The 18,305-nt window shown below is 39.8% G+C and carries 17 protein-coding genes; 15 read left to right on the top strand and 2 right to left on the bottom strand.

The window, feature by feature from the left end; genetic code table 11:
- Window positions 1–31: 31 nt before the first annotated feature.
- The gene (locus MWM02_RS11015; protein ID WP_244403620.1) at window positions 32–1,186 is read right to left on the bottom strand and encodes an amidohydrolase; all 1,155 of its coding nucleotides are present in this window, start codon (window positions 1,184–1,186) and stop codon (window positions 32–34) included.
- A 213-nt stretch (window positions 1,187–1,399) separates the two neighbouring features.
- Between MWM02_RS11015 and MWM02_RS11010 the strand changes: the two genes are divergently transcribed.
- The 9 genes from MWM02_RS11010 (at window position 1,400) to pcp (ending at window position 9,446) form a co-directional block, all read left to right on the top strand.
- Window positions 1,400–1,846, top strand: coding sequence for an Lrp/AsnC family transcriptional regulator (locus MWM02_RS11010; RefSeq protein WP_064553107.1), 447 nt, complete (start codon window positions 1,400–1,402; stop codon window positions 1,844–1,846).
- A 146-nt stretch (window positions 1,847–1,992) separates the two neighbouring features.
- The gene (locus tag MWM02_RS11005) at window positions 1,993–2,844 is read left to right on the top strand and encodes a M55 family metallopeptidase (RefSeq protein ID WP_244402010.1); all 852 of its coding nucleotides are present in this window, start codon (window positions 1,993–1,995) and stop codon (window positions 2,842–2,844) included.
- A gap of 32 nt (window positions 2,845–2,876) precedes the next feature.
- Window positions 2,877–3,803 carry an ABC transporter permease gene (locus MWM02_RS11000; protein WP_275973734.1) on the top strand — a complete coding sequence of 309 codons (927 nt, stop codon included), beginning with the start codon at window positions 2,877–2,879 and terminating at the stop codon, window positions 3,801–3,803.
- A 2-nt stretch (window positions 3,804–3,805) separates the two neighbouring features.
- A complete protein-coding gene (locus MWM02_RS10995) occupies window positions 3,806–4,750 on the top strand; it encodes an ABC transporter permease (protein WP_244402008.1) in 945 nt (314 codons plus the stop codon).
- Between the two features lie 15 nt (window positions 4,751–4,765).
- Window positions 4,766–5,773: an ABC transporter ATP-binding protein gene (locus tag MWM02_RS10990; protein WP_244402007.1), complete on the top strand. Its 1,008-nt coding sequence runs from the start codon at window positions 4,766–4,768 to the stop codon at window positions 5,771–5,773.
- A gap of 3 nt (window positions 5,774–5,776) precedes the next feature.
- The gene (locus tag MWM02_RS10985) at window positions 5,777–6,736 is read left to right on the top strand and encodes an ABC transporter ATP-binding protein (protein WP_244402006.1); all 960 of its coding nucleotides are present in this window, start codon (window positions 5,777–5,779) and stop codon (window positions 6,734–6,736) included.
- A 26-nt stretch (window positions 6,737–6,762) separates the two neighbouring features.
- A complete protein-coding gene (locus tag MWM02_RS10980; RefSeq protein WP_244402005.1) occupies window positions 6,763–8,382 on the top strand; it encodes a peptide ABC transporter substrate-binding protein in 1,620 nt (539 codons plus the stop codon).
- A 74-nt stretch (window positions 8,383–8,456) separates the two neighbouring features.
- Complete coding sequence (locus MWM02_RS10975; RefSeq protein ID WP_064553119.1) at window positions 8,457–8,828, top strand: DUF3899 domain-containing protein; 372 nt, start codon at window positions 8,457–8,459, stop codon at window positions 8,826–8,828.
- A 15-nt stretch (window positions 8,829–8,843) separates the two neighbouring features.
- Window positions 8,844–9,446: a pyroglutamyl-peptidase I gene (pcp, locus tag MWM02_RS10970; protein WP_064553121.1), complete on the top strand. Its 603-nt coding sequence runs from the start codon at window positions 8,844–8,846 to the stop codon at window positions 9,444–9,446.
- A 90-nt stretch (window positions 9,447–9,536) separates the two neighbouring features.
- Here pcp and MWM02_RS10965 read toward each other — a convergent pair whose 3' ends face one another.
- Window positions 9,537–10,100 carry a Uma2 family endonuclease gene (locus MWM02_RS10965; RefSeq protein WP_244402004.1) on the bottom strand — a complete coding sequence of 188 codons (564 nt, stop codon included), beginning with the start codon at window positions 10,098–10,100 and terminating at the stop codon, window positions 9,537–9,539.
- A 403-nt stretch (window positions 10,101–10,503) separates the two neighbouring features.
- Here MWM02_RS10965 and MWM02_RS10960 point away from each other — a divergent pair, with 403 nt between their 5' ends.
- From MWM02_RS10960 to MWM02_RS10935, 6 genes are all read left to right on the top strand, one after another.
- Complete coding sequence (locus tag MWM02_RS10960; RefSeq protein WP_244402003.1) at window positions 10,504–11,538, top strand: nitronate monooxygenase; 1,035 nt, start codon at window positions 10,504–10,506, stop codon at window positions 11,536–11,538.
- 279 nt (window positions 11,539–11,817) lie between these two features.
- Window positions 11,818–12,852 (top strand): LacI family DNA-binding transcriptional regulator, encoded by a 1,035-nt coding sequence (locus MWM02_RS10955; protein WP_244402002.1) that lies wholly within the window; start codon window positions 11,818–11,820, stop codon window positions 12,850–12,852.
- Between the two features lie 249 nt (window positions 12,853–13,101).
- Entirely contained in the window at window positions 13,102–14,367 is a 1,266-nt protein-coding gene (locus MWM02_RS10950) for an ABC transporter substrate-binding protein (RefSeq protein ID WP_244402001.1), read from the top strand.
- 100 nt (window positions 14,368–14,467) lie between these two features.
- Complete coding sequence (locus MWM02_RS10945; RefSeq protein ID WP_244402000.1) at window positions 14,468–15,358, top strand: carbohydrate ABC transporter permease; 891 nt, start codon at window positions 14,468–14,470, stop codon at window positions 15,356–15,358.
- Window positions 15,359–15,375: 17 nt separating this feature from the next.
- Window positions 15,376–16,290, top strand: a complete 915-nt coding sequence (locus tag MWM02_RS10940) for a carbohydrate ABC transporter permease (RefSeq protein ID WP_198401619.1) — start codon at window positions 15,376–15,378, stop codon at window positions 16,288–16,290.
- A gap of 91 nt (window positions 16,291–16,381) precedes the next feature.
- Window positions 16,382–18,286, top strand: coding sequence for a glycoside hydrolase family 127 protein (locus MWM02_RS10935; RefSeq protein ID WP_064553134.1), 1,905 nt, complete (start codon window positions 16,382–16,384; stop codon window positions 18,284–18,286).
- Window positions 18,287–18,305 lie beyond the last annotated feature (19 nt).

Genomic DNA, 18,305 nt, shown 5'->3' with positions numbered 1-18,305 from the left:
GAGTAAGCTTATTCACTTCATATAAACATGATTAGTCTCTTTGAAATACGATACGTCCGTTAATCATCGTCACTTCTACGTTTTGCCGCAAATCGAATGGGTCGCCGCTCCAAATAACAATGTCCGCGTCTTTCCTGGCTTCCACCGAACCAACGCGATCATCGATTCCTAAATGTTTTGCGGCATTTAATGTAATCGCCTGCAGGGCAAAGGATTCCTCTAATCCGTGTTTGACCGCAAGAATCGCGCTTGTCATTAAATGTTCAATGCCGACGACAGGGTGGTCTGTTGTAATCGAAAAAGGCACTCCGGCATCGCGTAAAGCAAGCAGTGTATGCCAACCTTTATCGGCAAGCTCAACTTTTGAACGGGTAGACATGGTTGGACCGACGGACACCTGTATTCCGTTTTCTGCGAGGTAACGGGCGACATGGTGACCTTCGGTGCAATGCTCAATCGTATACGCAAAACCAAACTCTTTTGCCAAACGAATCACCGTCATAATGTCATCTGCACGGTGTGCGTGAACGCGCAGCGGCATTTCTTTTTTTAATACTTTTGCTAGATTTTCCATTTTTAAATCACGATCGACTTCTTTTCCGCTCTCTACTTTTTGCAGATACGTTTGCGCTTGAATAAACTGTTCGCGAAACAGAGCGGCAATTCCCATTCTTGTTGTTGGGAGTTTTCCTTTGTCTCCATAGACCCGTTTTGGATTTTCACCAAAAGCCGCCTTCATTCCTGAAGGGTTTCTCACGACCATTTCATCAACGGTTTGCCCCACTGTTTTGATAACCACCATTTCTCCGCCAATGACGTTAGCGCTTCCCGGCATCACTTGCACAGTGGTTACTCCTGCTCTTCTCGCATCATCAAATCCTTTATCTTTTGGATTAATTCCATCGATCGCTCTCACGTGGGGAGTAGCTGGAGAACTAATTTCATTAAAGTCATGTCCTTCTTTTCCAATGCCTTCTTCATGGATGCCAAGATGGGTATGAACGTCAATTAAGCCTGGTGTAATAAATTTTCCTGTCGCATCAATGATATGAGCACCATGACAGAAGGGACGTTTTCGCACTTGATGCCCGACCTCTTTAATTTTCCCGTTTTCTACGACAATGCAGGCATTTTCGATTTTTTGCCCGTTTCCTACTAACAGTGTGCCGCCATGAATGACAATCATCGCAATCATCTCTCCTTTTATGAAAAATTTTTTTCTAATAAGTATAAAAAAACACTATTGAATTTTTAAATAATTGTAATTATAATAAAAAATCAAATAGTCCTAATTAAGATAATAAATTGTATTTTTTGTATTGTAAACCGGTATCTGAATTTAGTTTTAATAACTTTTTAAAATACAAAAATAAAAAAATAGTATAGAAAAGGGGTAATTATGAAGTACGAAATTGATGAACTGGATAGACAAATTATTAAATTATTATCTAATGATGGAAGAATGTCGTTCACAGAAATTGCTAGTAGATTGAATGTAACAGAAAAGACCATTCGGACAAGATACAAAAACTTGGTTGATCATGAGATTCTCGAAGTAGTGGGAGTGGTCAATCCGATTGCGATCGGAATTCGGGCAGGGGCCATCATTCAACTAAAAGTGGAGCCACAAAAATTGTCGGATGTCATTGGTCGATTAAAAGAAATGAAAGAGGTCCGCTATATTACGTTAACCTCTGGATGTTATCAGCTTTTAATCCAAATCGCGGTTCCGAGTCAAGATGAGATTACAGATGTGGTAAAGACATTAAATAACATTCGCGGAATTATTGAAATGAATACCATTATACAACTAGAAGTGTATAAAAATACGTTTGATTACATTTAATATCGTGCTAAACGTGGTTATTCTCTCACGAAAGTCATTGATTGAAGAGATTGGAAAGCAACGATAGTAAACGGACGATTGCTCTATCGTTTAATGAGCATTCAACTTTTTAATCATTAAATATCAAGTAAAGGGGTGTGAATACTATGAAAATTTTTATCTCAGCGGATATGGAAGGAATTTCAGGAGTTGCGACTAACCAGCAGCTAAAAACAAATAGCGAGTACCAGCGGTTTCGTAAGCTTATGACGCAAGATGTGAATGCAGCCATTGAGGGAGCATTTCTTGGAGGAGCAACGGAAGTGGTGGTTGCTGATGGACATGGAAATATGTCTAACATTCTCATTGAAGAATTAGATCCAAGAGCCCGGCTCATTTCCGGCAGCAATCGAGTCATGTGCCAGCTTGAGGGGCTTGACGACAGTTTTGACGGCATTATGTTTGTCGGCCACCATGGGCGTGAGAATGGTTCGGAAAGAACGGTCATCAGCCACAGTTTAGCGGGAATTTGTGTAAACGAAATTAAGATTAACGGCCGTGTTGTTGGCGAAACGGAAATGAATGCGTTCGTAGCTGGTTATTACAACGTTCCTGCCATTTTTATTTCAGGCGACGATGCATATGTCAACGAAGTCCGCAAAACATTGCCGCATGTGGAAGCGGCGGTAGTAAAACGCGGGATTGACCGTTTTGCGGCGGAATTGCTCCATCCTATAAAAGCACATGAACTGATTAAAGAGAAAGCGAAAAAGGCCGTGCAAAAAGCAAAGCAATGTCCGCCGTTGAAAATCGGGGGGCCTGTCACATTCGAAATCGAATTTAAAGGGCCAAATCAAGCAACGATGACCACAACGCTTCCAACAGTCACATTAATAGGGCCTCGGACCATTACGTTTACATGTGATGATATTGTCACCGCTTATAAGCATATGTGGGGATGTGTCATCATTGCGATGACAGCGACAAATGGAGTATTAGGCCATGTGAATGCTTCATGATCCGTGAAACAGTCACAGAAGGAGGGGTGGGCATGTACATTGTCAAGCGCCTGTTTACAATGATTGTTACGATTTGGCTCATCGCTACGTTGACATTTATTATTATGAAATCTATTCCTGGCGATCCGTTTGCCTCAGACGCCAACGTATTACCAGAGGAAGTATTGCAAAATATTAGAGCGAAATATAACTTGGATAAACCGTTGCCTGTTCAGTATGTGCTATATATGAAAAATTTATTAACGTTTGATTTAGGGCCATCGATTCAGTCGGAAACAAGAGATGTCAATACATTGATTGCTGATGGATTCCCTGTTTCTGCCGTTCTCGGATTGCAATCGTTGGTGATTGCGCTTCTGTTTGGAATACTGCTAGGCATTATTGCTGCGTTAAACCATAATAGATTGCTTGATCATGTGGCCATGTTTTTGGCGATTATCGGTATTTCCGTTCCTAGTTTTATTTTGGCGCCTTTGCTAATCAAATATTTCGCAGTTGAATGGAAGTTATTACCTGTAGCATCTTGGGGAACATGGGCTCATTCGATTTTGCCATCCATCGCTTTAGCCACTACCCCAATGGCAGTCATTGCCCGTTTTATGCGCTCTAGCATGTTGGAAGTAATGCGGCAAAATTATATTAAAACAGCGGAAGCAAAAGGACTGTCTCCTGTAGCCATTGTTATTAAGCATGGTATCCGAAATGCGATTTTACCAGTAATTACATTTATTGGTCCATTATTTGCTGTTTTAATTACAGGCACCTTTGTGATCGAGAAAATTTTTGCCATACCAGGGCTTGGAAAATATTTTGTCGACAGCATTTTTAACCGTGACTATCCTGTTATTTTAGGAACGACCGTGTTTTTTAGCACGATTCTAGTCATTACGTTGTTTCTCGTCGATATTTCTTACCGTTTGATTGATCCAAGAATCAAGTTAACGAGTAAGGGGGATTAAGCATGATTTTACAAAAAGAAGAAGATGCTTTATTTCGCCCCATTGATCGCAGCAGGCTCGAATCTGACGTCATTCAAAGGCCGAGTCTTAGCTTTGGGAAACAGGTCCTCATCAATATTGTTAAAAATAAAATGGCGATGCTGGGAGCGGTTCTTTTATTAGCTATTGTCATTATGGCGATTGTAGGTCCCCATCTAGTTCCATACAGCTATTCCGAGCAGAATTTGGCGAATGGCAGCCAACCTCCTTCTAGCAAGCATTGGTTCGGAACGGATGATTTAGGAAGGGATATGTGGTCACGTACTTGGTATGGAGCGCGCATATCGCTGACCGTCGGGCTCGTCGCTGCGTTCATCGATTTAGTGATAGGAGTTCTTGTGGGCGGAGTATCAGGGTATATGGCAGGAAGAGGAAAACTTGGGGATCGTATTGACAATATCTTAATGAGGATTGTGGAAATACTGTACGGCATTCCGTATCTATTAATCGTGATTTTGCTTATGGTCATTATGGAACCGGGATTATGGACGATCATTATTGCGCTTTCGATTACGGGATGGGTAGGGATGGCCCGAATTATTAGAGGCCAAATTCTCCAGCTAAAGCAGCAAGAGTATGTGATGGCGGCACAAAAATTAGGAACATCACACGCGAAAATCATTTTCCGCCATTTGTTGCCTAATACATTAGGAATTATCATTGTCAATTTAACCTTTACGATTCCACAAGCGATCTTTGCTGAATCGTTTTTAAGCTTTTTAGGATTAGGAGTACAAGCTCCGTTTGCAAGCTGGGGAACGATGGCAAATGATGCTTTAGGTGTTATTTTAAACGGTCAATGGTGGAGACTATTTTTCCCTGGGTTTATGATTGCTTTGACCATGTTTGCCTTTAACGTATTTGGGGACGGCTTACAAGATGCGCTAGATCTAAGAACAGGAAAATAGGAGGTGATTGTCTCCATGAACCATTTATTAGAAGTAGAGCATCTTAAAGTGACATTCCCGACGTATGGCGGCGAAGTTCAGGCAGTTCGCGATGTTTCGTTTTACGTCGATCAAGGGGAAGTTGTCGCTATTGTTGGGGAAAGCGGAAGCGGCAAGACGGTAACCGTTCAAACGATTATGGGATTAATTCCAACGAAAAACATTAAGGATGGAAACGTCCGCTTTAATGGAAAAGATATTATTCATTTATCGAAAAAAGAAATGCGAAAATTAAGAGGTTCAGAAATAGGAATGGTTTTCCAAGACCCGATGACATCATTAAATCCAACAATGAAAATCGGAAAACAGATCGCAGAAGGGATACGGAAACATCAAAAACTGTCGAAAGCCGAAGCAAAGCAAAAAGCGATAGAATTGTTGCGTCTAGTAGGGATTCCGAACGCGGAACAAAGGTATCATCAATATCCCCATGAATTCAGCGGGGGAATGAGACAAAGAGTGGTGATTGCCATTGCTTTAGCATGTAATCCGAAACTGCTTATCGCGGATGAACCGACAACGGCGCTAGATGTTACGATTCAAGCGCAAATTCTCGATTTGATGAAAGATTTGCAAAGAAAGATGGGGATGTCGATTATCTTAATTACGCATGACTTAGGTGTAGTGGCTGAAATGGCGCAGCGGGTCATCGTCATGTATGGCGGAACCGTGGTGGAGGCGGGCACCGTTTTTGATATATTCGAAAATCCTAAACATCCGTATACATGGGGGCTATTGCGTTCTATTCCAAATTTGCATGACAAAGTGAAGAAACGTCTAGTGCCGATAGAGGGCTCTCCCCCGGATCTTTTTTCACCGCCAAAAGGATGCCCATTTGCACCGCGTTGTCCATATGCGATGGAAATTTGTGCAGAAAAAAGCCCGCAAGAATTCGATATTTCGAATGGACATACAGCAAGATGCTGGCTGAATGACCCTAGAGCTCCCAAAGTGGAAGCGTTCATTGCAGCAGGGAGGGAGTAATAGATGTCTGAGGAGATTCTTCAAGTAGAAAATGTAAAAAAGCATTTTAAGATCGGTCCTAACCAAACGGTAAAATCGGTAGACGGGATTTCCTTCTCTATTCGCAAAGGAGAAACGTTTGGGTTAGTCGGCGAAAGCGGAAGCGGAAAATCGACGTTAGGAAAAACGATTGTCGGTCTTTATCCTGCTACTTCGGGCCAGATCCGCTTTGACGGCCATGAATTAGGGCGTTTAGATAGACAGGCGCAAAGAAAATTGAATCGAGAAATGCAAATGATTTTCCAAGATCCGCACGCATCATTAAATCCGCGAATGAGGGTGGGCGACATTATTGCGGAAGGGATTGATGCCCACCATTTAGCGAAAGGAAAAGAAAGACAAGAATTAGTGTATCACCTTCTCGAAAGGGTAGGATTGCGGCCTGAACATGCAGAGCGGTTTCCTCACGAATTTAGTGGAGGTCAAAGACAACGGATTGGCATTGCGCGTGCATTGGCGGTAAAACCGAAATTTATTGTCGCCGATGAGCCGATCTCCGCTTTAGACGTTTCCATTCAAGCACAAGTAGTTAACTTGCTCGATGATTTAAAACAAGAAGAAAATTTAACCTATTTGTTTATTGCGCATGATCTTGGAATGGTAAAACATATTAGCGATCGGATAGGGGTGATGTATCTTGGAAAAATGATGGAAATTGCAGAAAGTTCCGATTTATTTGAAGAACCGTTGCATCCTTATACGCAAGCGCTTTTGTCAGCGATTCCGATCCCAAATCCAAGACTAGCTAGAAAAAGGGAAAGAATCGTTCTTTCAGGAGATCCACCCAGTCCTGTTCATCCTCCAAGCGGCTGTAGATTTCGAACGAGATGCCCATATGCAATGGACATTTGTTCCAAAGTGGAGCCAGCTTGGAGAGAAGTAAAGAAAAACCATTGGACAGCTTGCCATTTGTATAATCAATAAACAATTTCTAAAGGGGGATAAAAAACATGAAAAAAGCTTTTGCAAGTATATTCGCATTACTATTATTGGTTTCTGCCGTGTTAACTGGATGCGGAAGCAAGGGAACTTCGGGAGATGGAGCAGCCAAAAATATTAAGCAAGAAATTACGTTAAATGCGATGAGCGAACCTCCAAGTTTAGACCCTGCCCTTGCATCAGATACAACATCAGGATGGATTATCGATCACTTATTTGAAGGACTGTATACGAAAAATCAAAAAGGGGAACCTGTATTAGGAGCTGCAAGTGATGTAAAAGTATCTGAAGATGGAAAAACTTATACGTTTACGATTCGCGATGATGCAAAATGGTCTGACGGCGATCCGGTGACCGCCCAAGATTTTGAATATGCTTGGAAACGAGTGCTCGATCCGAAGACAGGGAGCCCGTTCGCATTCTACATGTACTATATTAAAGGTGCCGAAGAATATAACAAAGGAAAAGGAAGCGCCGATCAGGTAGGAATTAAAGCCTTAGATGATAAAACGCTGCAAGTTGAACTAAAGGCACCATTAAGTTATTTTGACAAGCTATTAACAATGTGGACGTTTTATCCGGTGAAAAAATCGCTCGTCGAATCGAACCCAAAATGGGCTGCCGAAGCAAAAGGCTATGTAAGTAATGGAGCTTACCAACTGACCGAATGGAAACATAACAGCGAAGTGGTGATTGAAAAGAATCAGCACTACTGGAACAAAGACACGATCAACATGGAAAAAGTAACGTGGAAGATGGTTAATGACGCGACAACATATTATCAAATGTACAAAACAGGAGAGCTCGATTTAATTGCAACTTTGCCTACAGATGCGGTTGCTCAAGAAAAAAATAATAAAGAATACAAAGTCGTTCCGTATTTTGGAACTTATATGTTTATGTTTAACGTAGCTAAAGAGCCGTTCAATAACGCAAAAATTCGCCGTGCGTTTGCCATGGCCATCGATCGCAAAGCAATTGTAGAAAACATCACTAAATCAGGAGAAAAACCAGCATATGCGTTTGTTCCATATGGGGCGGACACTCCGGATGGTGATTTCCGCGAAGTAGGCGGCGCGTACTTTGAAGAAAATGTAAAAGAAGCGAAAAAATTATTACAAGAAGGAATGAAAGAAGAAGGTTGGAGCACGCTGCCAGAAGTTACTTTAATTTATAATACGGCCGAAAACCATAAAAAAATTGCCGAAGCAGTTCAAGAAATGTTGAAAAGAAATCTTGGCGTGAAAATTAAACTGGCTAACCAAGAATGGAAAACGTATTTGGAGACAACAGAGCAATCGAATTTCCAAATGGCACGTATGGGCTGGATAGGAATTTTTGTCGATCCAACCGTTATTTTAGACTATTACTTAGGCGATAGCCCGAACAACCGCACCAACTGGGTAAACAAACAATTCGATGATTTAATGGCTAAAGCGAAAGTCGAGCAAGATGATAAAAAACGTTATGAACTTCTCCATGAAGCGGAAAAAGTATTAATGACAGATATGCCATTTATCCCTGTTTATTTCTACTCGCAAAACTACTTAACGTCGCCGAAATTCAAAGGCATTGTGTATCCTGTCAACCGTTATCCAGATGTACGCTGGGCGAAAAAAATAGCTGAATAATTGATAAAAAAGGGAAGAATTATTTTCTTAAAAAATAATTCTTCCCTTTTACCTCATAAAGGGGAGATAGCGATATGATGCTGTATTTCAGCACATTTTTTTGCACTGCTGCTGTTTTGCTGCTGACGAAGATGATATATGGGGTCAATACGCTTACTTTTATTAATCAATGCTTTTTATATGGCCTCACTATATTGGTGGTTGGGGCATGCATTTTTATTTACCAAACAGGGTTTTTTCGTTTTTTCTTCAAAGGATTTCGGCAAATGTATCAGTTTATTGTGCCTAAACCAAAGATACTAATTCGTGAAGAAGAAAGGCTGGCTAATGACGTTTGGTGGAAAGAGTGGAGAAGCAGAACGCTCAATAATGTCAAGAAAATTTTGCTAGGCATTGGCACAGGTTCTATATTTATATCTTTAATCTACTATATAAAAGAATTTTAGGGGGAAAAGAAACAAATGAAAAAACTTTTATTAACGGGTTTTGTTCCGTTTTTAGAATTTCCTATTAATCCTACGGAACAAATTGCAAAAAATCTGGATGAAAAAATCATTGGAGATTATCAAGTTTATGGGCGTATACTTCCGGTGGACTTTTCGGAATCTGCGGCAAAATGCTTGGAATACTTGGAACAGATCCAACCGGATGTAGTGATTTCCCTTGGGCTCGCGGCAGGGCGTACAAAAATTACTCCAGAACGAATTGCTATTAATTGTAAAGACGGGGGTCCTGATAATCGGGGGATGCAGGCGCAAGACGAGCGGATTGTCGAGGATGGACCAGCAGCCTATTTTTCGACATTACCGGTCCGCCGTTTTGTCAATGTTTTAAATGAAAAAGGATACCCTGCGCAAATTTCCAATACAGCGGGAACATATTTATGCAATAATGTGATGTATTCCGTTTTGCATAAAGTGCAGAGCGAAAACATGCCTGTAAAAGCTGGATTTGTTCATCTTCCTGCTTCGCACGAATTAGCCATTCAGAAACCAACTCTCCCAAGCTGGTCGCAAGAAGACTTGCAAAAAGCGGTGATGTGCATGATCGAAGCATTAGATTAGCTCTCCATCTAAAATAAGAGCTTGTTAGTGAACAGAAATGCAGAGGATAAGTAGTACAGAAAGAACCGGCCTAATATTAAGGTCGGTTTTTCATTTGAAAAGATCTTCTAAGTTGATTTGAAATCCCTTTAGCACATCAGATTGAGCGATTCCTTTTTCCTTCAGCGCGTCCAGCTGTTGATATTGCCCTTCATCGTTTAGGGAATACATTTGCACGATGTTTAACATTGGATTGACGATCCAGTATTCATTTACGCCATATTGCATATATAAATTCAGTTTAAAAACGAGATCGTGGGATTGGTTAGAGGGGCTTAATATTTCGATAATAAGTGTTGGCACTCCTACAAATTTATTTTCCATCAATCCACTTTTATCGCATACCACTGATAAATCGGGAACCACTATTTTCGTTCCTTCCATTTTATCGTTTTTTAGTTCTACATCAAAAGGTGCGTGGAACACTTCGCAATCTTTGCCTTCTAAAAAATGGAATAATTTAGCGTGAAGTCTTCCTGAAATTCGTTGATGTCTAGTAGAAGGTGATGGTGACATAAAGACAATGCCGTCAATATATTCTAATATTCTTTCTGTATTTTCTCTCATTTTGTAAAATTCTTCGAGAGAGATAAAATTTTTTTTCGGTAAGCTCACAACAACATCCTCCCTCTTTTGTTTTCGCTTCTTGTTTATATTATAAGCGACGATTATTCGTTTTCGGAACTGGCACTGCTTTTTCAAAAATCTGGCCGCAAAAACAATTTATCAGCATACGTGGTGTGGAAACAGATGAAGTCGATTAAGCATGGATCACTGGAAAACTGCCGCTTTTTTTACATAGCTTCCGGAACTTAATCGATGAAGCCCGGGATTTATGTAAAAAGAAACATCCCATGTTTCATTTTCCAGACACCTAAGTTCGCTGGACTAGGAGTCGGATTTGGCAGAAACAATTAGGACTTGGTTCAACGAAGTTTAAATGATTTTTTATGCAGGAATTTTGCGTGTATCTTTGGAAGATTTTATATGAAGTACTTTATGGAGAAAGGTGAGGAAAATGCTGAATACCATTTCTGTTCCAATTATTCAAGCGCCGATGGCTGGAGGTGTTTCAACTCCAGCGCTGGCTGCGGCTGTATCGAATGCAGGAGGGCTTGGTTTTTTGGCAGGTGGTTATAAAACGGCGGAAGAAATGCGCAAAGAAATTGCCGCAGTCCGGGAGATGACCGATAAGCCGTTTGGCGTTAACGTTTTTGTCCCGAGCGAAGAAGACGTGGACGAGAAAGCGCTGCTTCGTTATCGACAAGTGTTGGAGAAAGAAGCGGAACGATTCGGCGCGCAGCTTGGGGAGGCAAAATGGGATGATGATGATTGGGAAGCAAAGCTCGCTGTTTTGTATGAAGAAAAAGTTCCTGTAGTAAGCTTTACATTTGGTTGCCCTTCACCTGATATTATCGCAAAATTGAAAGACAACGGTTCGTTTGTCATCGTGACTGTGACATCAACGGAAGAAGCGTTGATCGCCAAACAGGCAGGGGCGAACGCATTGTGTGTGCAAGGGTCAGAGGCGGGTGGACATCGAGCGTCATTTCGCAATAACGCCGCTTCCCATGAAAATGACAGCTTGCTTGTTTTATTGCAACAAATTCGTGAAGCGGCCAATATTCCGCTGGTTGCCGCCGGAGGAATCATGAGCGGGCGCGATATCGCCGCGGTGCTTGCAGCGGGGGCGTGCGCTGCTCAATTAGGTACGGCGTTCTTGCGCTGCCCGGAAAGCGGTGCAAATCCGCTGCATAAAAACGCATTAGTCGATCCGCAATTTTCAGCCACTGCAGTTACCCGCGCCTTTACAGGGCGCCCTGCCCGCGGATTGGTGAACCGCTTCCTGATCGAATATGATAAGCTGGCCCCTGCGGCATATCCGCACATTCACCATATGACAAAGCAGCTTCGCAAAGCAGCTGCTCAAGCAAACGATCCGCAGGCGATGTCTTTATGGGCCGGGCAAGGATATCGCTTGGCGAAAGATATGCCGGCTGGAGAGATTGTACAGTTGTTAATGAAGGAATTGAGAGAGATGGTGAATAAATAGGGAAATGATTGAATTATGGAGTAACAGATCTTTTATTTATCGTTCTAGCATTCATAATTCGTATGTCTAAATATGTTTTAAAACTTGTCTTAGTTGAGAAAAGAGGGGGTGACACATAGTCACCTCCATTAATGTTTAATGTGCAATCATAGTAAAAGAGGGATGGATTTTATGCAGAAATGTATTTTTATTTTTATAATAGTTGATATTTTTATGAATATTTTTTATAATTAAGAAAAAGAATTTAGTTAAACGATTAATAGCATGAGGAGATTCTCAATGGTTAGACTTAAAGATATTGCAGAAAGAGCAGGAGTGTCTACAGCAACCGTATCGTATGTTTTAAACAATAAAGGTAATGTTAGCGAAGAAACAAGAAAAAAGATTTTGAAGATTTTAGATGAATTAGAGTATAAACCTAACCAAATAGCGAAGAGTTTAAAAACCCGGAAAACGAGCACGGTCGGGGTTATTGTGGAGGATATTACTGTTTTTAATGCCCCTGAAATTATTGATGGAATTAACGAGTGTGCCGAAGCACATGGTTTTTCGATACTTTTGACGAATTTAAGATTGTATAAAAGAATAGGAAATAATTTTTCTAATGTAGACAAGTGTAAGCATTTGATTACCAATGCTGTAGATAGTTTATTAAGTAAACAAGTGGACGGAATTATTTATATAGGAGTTCATACGAGGGATGTTACGGGATTAATATCGGAAATAGACAAACCATTAGTATATACATATTGCTTCGCTGATTCGGGATATTCTGTAAACTATGATGATGAATTTGCTTCTTTTGAAGCGACAAATTACCTTATTGAGAAGGGGCATCGGAAAATCGCTCTCATCAGCGGATTAATTGATTCGATTCCGGCTCATGAAAGATTTAATGGGTACCATAAAGCGCTTATGAAACACCAACTTATCCTTAATCCGTCGTATGTGAAAACAGGGGATTGGAGTTACGAAAGCGGTTATAAGATGGCAAAAGATTTATTACTACAAAAGGAGCCTCCGACGGCGATTTTAGCGATGAATGATCTGATGGCAGGCGGAGTTCTTGAGGCTTGCAGAGAGCTTGGTATCCAAGTGCCTCAAGATTTATCGGTGATTGGCTTTGACAATAGAGAGTGTAGCCTATATTATACGCCAAAGTTAACAACAATGGATCTTCCTTTAAGAAAAATGGGTGCCAAATCTATGGAAAAAATATTGAGACTGCTGAGTGGAGAATTGGAAACGATAGAAATGAATACAAAACTTCGATGCCAATTAATTGTGCGGGAATCTGTATCTTCCCCACGCTAAAATTAAAAAGGAGGTGTTCGCTTGCTGTTCAGTTAATCGTTTAAGGAATTAATTGTATTTTTTATCAACAATTTTCTGGTAAGATACTAAATTTTTTCTATATTTTAATTTAATCGATTAAAATACTGTAAATTTATTTCATCCATGAGGATATTCTCTTGATTAAGGGGGTGATACCGAGAGTTTCGGTTTTATTTTAAGCGTTTTCCAAAGCAAATAATAATTTTTTTCGGGGGGGAGAAGATTTTTATGAAAAAACCTTATATTACTCTCATGTCCGTTTTTATTCTTATTGTATCTATCGTTTTAGGGGGGTGTAGTGGAAGCGGCACGACTGCTAAAAAAGAGGATGGAAAAGTAACGATTAGCTTTAGTATGTGGGATACGTTAGATGAAAGCAAAGCTAACTTTATCACTGCGTTTGAAAAGAAGTATCCTAATATTAAGGTGAAATTAGTGAATATTCCTGAAGATTACTCTCAGAAAATTAACTCTATGATCATTGGTGGTACGGCTCCTGATGTCATACTAGCATGGGAAGCAGATATTCAGCGTTTTGCCAAAAGTGGCGCTATCGATCCGCTCGATAAATATATTAAAAAGACAAAGGCGTTTAAAATGGATGACTTTATCCCGGCAGTTAGCCGCTTGAACAAAGAAAATGGTAAGATTTATGGATTGCCTTGGTGCTATGCAACGGAGTTTTTATATTACAACAAAGATATGTTTGATGCAGCAGGTGTTGAGTATCCAAATGAAAGTTGGACATGGAAGGATTTTGAAGAAGCTGCAAAAAAACTAACCATTCGGCAAGGAGACAAAACTGTTCAATGGGGTGCTGATGCGATTTCCTTTCCTGGAATTTGGTATTCAATGATTGGTGCAGCGGGCGATGACATCGTTGATAAAAACGGAAACCTTGATTTATCAAAAGGATTAAGAAAGGCGCTTGAATTTCAAAATAAACTTACGAATGTAGACAAAGTTTCTCCGCAACCGTCTGTCGGTGGAGAGGTTGTAGATTTATTTGCAGCAGGAAAGGCGGCAATGACACGCAATGGTAGTTGGTACATTTCCAGCTATCGCAATAACAAATTTCGTTGGGATATTGCACCACTTCCAAAGGAAGAACGATCCTATGCTTCGCTTCATACAGGGTTCTTCACCATTAATAGTAACAGTAAACATAAAGAGGAAGCTTGGAAGTTTATCGAGTTTATGATGAGCGATGAAGGACAATCAATGATTAGTAAGATGTATAATAATCCATCAGCGCGTGAGAGTGTTGCGGCGAAAGGCGATTATAAAGTTGCGGGAGAAAATGGGCCGACAAATTGGGATGTCTTTGATAAAACGGCACAGTTTGCTGATTTTGGCTATGTGCTAGTCAATCCTTCTATTACAAACGATTTGGTAAGCGATTTCAATGCTGTATTGTTAGGAAAAAAAGATATTGAAGAAGTTATTAAAACAGATGTTCCAAAAGCTCAAAAGCAAATAGAAAAAGACAAGTAAGATGAGAATTAGGTGCCTTTTTATCTTTTTGAAAAATAAGAAAAGGCACCTTCTTAGCCATATAACATGGAACATGAAAAGGGAGGAGGAGAGGAAAAAGATGAGGAAGAACGCTTGGAAGGAAAATCTCTCAGCATATGCTTTTCTTTCCCCTTGGATCATAGGGTTTCTTTTGTTCACAGGTGGGCCTATTATCGTTTCGTTTCTTTTAAGCTTCACAAAATGGAATTTATTAGGAAGCCCGCGGTTTATTGGATGGGAAAATTATAAATATATGTTTTCAGGAGAGTCAGACTTTTTAAATTCACTAAAAGTAACCATATTGTTCACTGTCATCAATGTATCGGTCAGTGTTATAGCTTCTTTGTTTTTAGCTGTTCTGTTAAACTTTAAAGTTAAATATATAAGTATTTTTCAATTTTTCTATTTTGTGCCTGCAGTAATGCCTAGTGTAGTGATGGCATGTGTATTCAAATTAATGTTTAACAAAGAGTTAGGTGTCGTAAACTACTTATTATCTCTAATAGGGGTAGATCATCCGCCGAACTGGCTAAGCGATAGTTTTTGGGTATGGCCTACTTTAGCGATAGCAAGCATATTTACTTATGCCACTGGGCAAATGATGTTGATTTTTCATTCAAGCCTTAAGGAAGTGCCAAAAGAGCTATATGAAGCTTGTGATTTAGATGGAGCCAATTTTATGCAAAGGTTTTTCTATGTCACTTTACCATCGATCTCACCAATCATTTTATTTAATACGGTAGTTGCGACTATTAATTCGTTTAATAGCTCCTTTACACTCATTTATCCTCTTACAAATGGAGGGCCGGATAATGCAACAGAAGTGTTAAGTTTAAGCATCTATAAAAATGCATTTAAATTGTTTGATATGGGCTATGCTTCTGCTTTAGCAGTGGTATTATTTATCATTGTTGCACTAGTATCTGCGCTTCAATTCCGATTATCTAGAAACTGGGTGCACTATGATTAAAAAGAGGGGATATTACTATGGCACAGCTTCAAAGCAAGAGTAAAGAAGAGGTTGAGTATAAGACAATAAGAGGAAACGTTCGTTTTTCTGGGATGATCAAAAAGAATGGAAAAACATTTATTCAATATGCTATTTTGGTTATTGTCGCAATTTTTATGTCTTTTCCAATTATTTGGATTTTATCTAATTCGTTGAAAACGTTAAATGGTATTAGTCAATACCCTCCTCAACTAATACCAAGTGACCCTCAGTTCGGGAACTATATTGAAATATTAAAGAATAGCAATACGCTTATTTATTTACGAAATACATTGATTTTAATCGTTGGTAATACAGTAGGGACATTAATATCTAGTTCCATTGTTGCATATCCGTTAGCAAGAATGAATTTTAAAGGTGTAAATCTTATATTTTCCATTATTTTAGCAACAATGATGGTACCAACAGTTACAACGATTATCCCGCAGTTCATTTTATTCCGCCATTTAGGCTGGCTAGACAGCTTTCTTCCTATGATTGTACCAAGTTTTTTTGCATATCCATACAATGTATTTTTATTCCGGCAGTTTTTTAAGACAATACCAAAAACACTTGATGAAGCGGCAATGATAGATGGATGTTCTAGATGGCAAATATTCACTAAAGTGCTTGTACCAATAGCAAAACCTGTTTTCATTACCGTGGGGGTTTTGTCGGCTATTTATTGGTGGAATGAATTGTTTACACCGTTGATCTTTATCGATTCCGAAGACTTAAAACCATTAACGATTGGGGCATTAACCTCTTTTAAAGTTCACGGAGCAACCAACTTAAACGCGTGGAATTTGCAAATGGCGATGGCGATGATTATGGCTATTCCGCCAATGTTGCTATACTTGTTTGCGTCTAAGTTTTTAATTGCCGGGATTAAAACATCGGGGCTTAAAGACTGAATAGCCGTAAATGAGCAAAATATGTTCAATATTAGTTTATTTATTATTTTTACTAGAATTTATGATACAAAAGGAAAAAGGGGATGGAAAAATGCATAAGTTAGTGCGAAACGGCCTGGAACCTGTTCCATTTACGAAGGTAACTATTGAGGACCACTTTTGGGCTCCTCGAATACGCATAAATAGAGAGCATACAATTCCCTTTCAATATCAAAAATGTAAAGAGACTGGGCGCATTGATGCATTTAAATTGGATTGGAAGCCGGGAATGGAACCGGTTCCCCATATTTTTTGGGATTCGGATGTTGCCAAATGGATTGAAGCGGCTAGCTATAGTTTAGCAACGCATCCTGATCCTGGTCTAGAACGTTTAGTGGATGAGGTAATTGATTTAGTTGCATCTGCACAACAGCCGGACGGCTATTTAAATATCTATTTTACAGTTGTTGAACCGGAAAAAAGATGGACGGATCTTCGGGATGCCCATGAATTGTATTGTGCAGGGCACTTAATAGAAGCCGGTGTAGCTCATTATGAAGCGACGGGAAAGCGAAAACTGTTGGATGTTGTTTGTCGTTATGCGGATTACATCGATACCGTGTTTGGACCAGAGGAGAATAAGAAAAAAGGGTATTGCGGACATCCAGAGATTGAACTAGCGCTTGTGAAATTATATCGAGTGACTGGGGAAGAGCGGTATTTAAAACTTAGCAAGTTTTTTGTAGATGAACGTGGAAAGGAACCGAACTATTTTGAAGAAGAGAAGAAAAAGTATGGTCCTGGATACTTTGAAGAGTTATTCAAAACCTTTGACAACTTAAAAGAATATAATCAATCACATAAACCTGTGCGAGAGCAAGACAAAGCAGTGGGTCATGCTGTAAGGGCAATGTATCTTTATTGTGCTATGGCAGATTTAGCGAAAGAAACAGGAGATGAAAGCCTAAAAATAGCTTGTGAACGTTTGTGGGAGAATGTACACAAAAAAAATATGTATATTACTGGAGGAATCGGTTCAACGGCAAAGCACGAAGGGTTTACATTCGATTATGATTTGCCAAATGAGACAGCTTATGCCGAAACGTGTGCGGCGATTGGATTAGTATTCTGGAATCACCGCATGTTACAATTGGATTGTAGCGGAAAATATGCTGATGCGTTAGAACGTGCATTATATAATGGTGTTATCAGCGGAATTTCCTTGGATGGTACAAAATTCTTTTATGAGAACCCGTTGGCGAGTTTAGGAAATGTACACCGAAAAGAGTGGTTTGATGTATCTTGTTGTCCTCCTAACCTTGCACGTTTATTAGCCTCTCTTGGGCAGTATATGTATTCACAAAATGAGAAGGAAGTCGCTGTCCACTTATATATTCAAGGAAGTGTTAATTTAGATGTACAAGGAAAAAGTATTTTATTAAAACAGAAAACAAATTATCCATGGGATGGAAATATTTTGATCGATCTAGAAATGGAGCAGCCATCTACATTTGCTTTAAAACTGAGAATTCCAGGGTGGGCGCGCCAAGCGACAGTAAAAATAAACGGTGAAGTATTTGACATTAAGCAACATTTAGAAAAAAATTACGTGAGAATTGAACGGAAATGGAATAATCATGACCAGGTTGAACTCGTTTTTCCAATGCCAATTGAAAGAGTTTACACAAATCCTAATGTAAGATATAACAGAAATTGCGTTGCTATTCAGAGAGGGCCATTAGTCTATTGTCTGGAAGGAGCAGACAATCCGGAACCACTATATCGGATCTCCCTCCCTAAAAATGAAGTATTGCATTCACATTTTGATGAACAATTACTTGGTGGGGTTGTGAAAATAACAGGGAAAGCAGTTTTCTACAATGATTTCGAGTGGGATGGAGAACTTTATCGAACGAGTTTACCGGCACCCCGGCAATTCGAATTTACCGCTATCCCTTATTATGCTTGGGATAATCGAAAACCTGGTCAAATGCTTGTTTGGATTCCCGAAATATAAAAGTTGAAAAATGATATGT

The sequence above is a fragment of the Parageobacillus sp. KH3-4 genome, assembly GCF_022846435.1.
Taxonomy (GTDB): Bacteria; Bacillota; Bacilli; order Bacillales; family Anoxybacillaceae; genus Parageobacillus; species Parageobacillus thermoglucosidasius_A.
The sequence above is the reverse complement of the archived record's forward strand: the minus strand, read 5'-3'. Positions and strand labels throughout refer to the sequence as shown.

What these genes read in the sequence shown, in the direction of transcription:
- MWM02_RS11015 (WP_244403620.1), bottom strand. Translation starts at nt 1,186, where the DNA reads ATGATTGTCATTCATGGCGGCACACTGTTAGTAGGAAACGGGCAAAAA.
- MWM02_RS11010 (WP_064553107.1), top strand. Translation starts at nt 1,400, where the DNA reads ATGAAGTACGAAATTGATGAACTGGATAGACAAATTATTAAATTATTA.
- MWM02_RS11005 (WP_244402010.1), top strand. Translation starts at nt 1,993, where the DNA reads ATGAAAATTTTTATCTCAGCGGATATGGAAGGAATTTCAGGAGTTGCG.
- MWM02_RS11000 (WP_275973734.1), top strand. Translation starts at nt 2,877, where the DNA reads ATGTACATTGTCAAGCGCCTGTTTACAATGATTGTTACGATTTGGCTC.
- MWM02_RS10995 (WP_244402008.1), top strand. Translation starts at nt 3,806, where the DNA reads ATGATTTTACAAAAAGAAGAAGATGCTTTATTTCGCCCCATTGATCGC.
- MWM02_RS10990 (WP_244402007.1), top strand. Translation starts at nt 4,766, where the DNA reads ATGAACCATTTATTAGAAGTAGAGCATCTTAAAGTGACATTCCCGACG.
- MWM02_RS10985 (WP_244402006.1), top strand. Translation starts at nt 5,777, where the DNA reads ATGTCTGAGGAGATTCTTCAAGTAGAAAATGTAAAAAAGCATTTTAAG.
- MWM02_RS10980 (WP_244402005.1), top strand. Translation starts at nt 6,763, where the DNA reads ATGAAAAAAGCTTTTGCAAGTATATTCGCATTACTATTATTGGTTTCT.
- MWM02_RS10975 (WP_064553119.1), top strand. Translation starts at nt 8,457, where the DNA reads ATGATGCTGTATTTCAGCACATTTTTTTGCACTGCTGCTGTTTTGCTG.
- pcp (WP_064553121.1), top strand. Translation starts at nt 8,844, where the DNA reads ATGAAAAAACTTTTATTAACGGGTTTTGTTCCGTTTTTAGAATTTCCT.
- MWM02_RS10960 (WP_244402003.1), top strand. Translation starts at nt 10,504, where the DNA reads ATGCTGAATACCATTTCTGTTCCAATTATTCAAGCGCCGATGGCTGGA.
- MWM02_RS10955 (WP_244402002.1), top strand. Translation starts at nt 11,818, where the DNA reads ATGGTTAGACTTAAAGATATTGCAGAAAGAGCAGGAGTGTCTACAGCA.
- MWM02_RS10950 (WP_244402001.1), top strand. Translation starts at nt 13,102, where the DNA reads ATGAAAAAACCTTATATTACTCTCATGTCCGTTTTTATTCTTATTGTA.
- MWM02_RS10945 (WP_244402000.1), top strand. Translation starts at nt 14,468, where the DNA reads ATGAGGAAGAACGCTTGGAAGGAAAATCTCTCAGCATATGCTTTTCTT.
- MWM02_RS10940 (WP_198401619.1), top strand. Translation starts at nt 15,376, where the DNA reads ATGGCACAGCTTCAAAGCAAGAGTAAAGAAGAGGTTGAGTATAAGACA.
- MWM02_RS10935 (WP_064553134.1), top strand. Translation starts at nt 16,382, where the DNA reads ATGCATAAGTTAGTGCGAAACGGCCTGGAACCTGTTCCATTTACGAAG.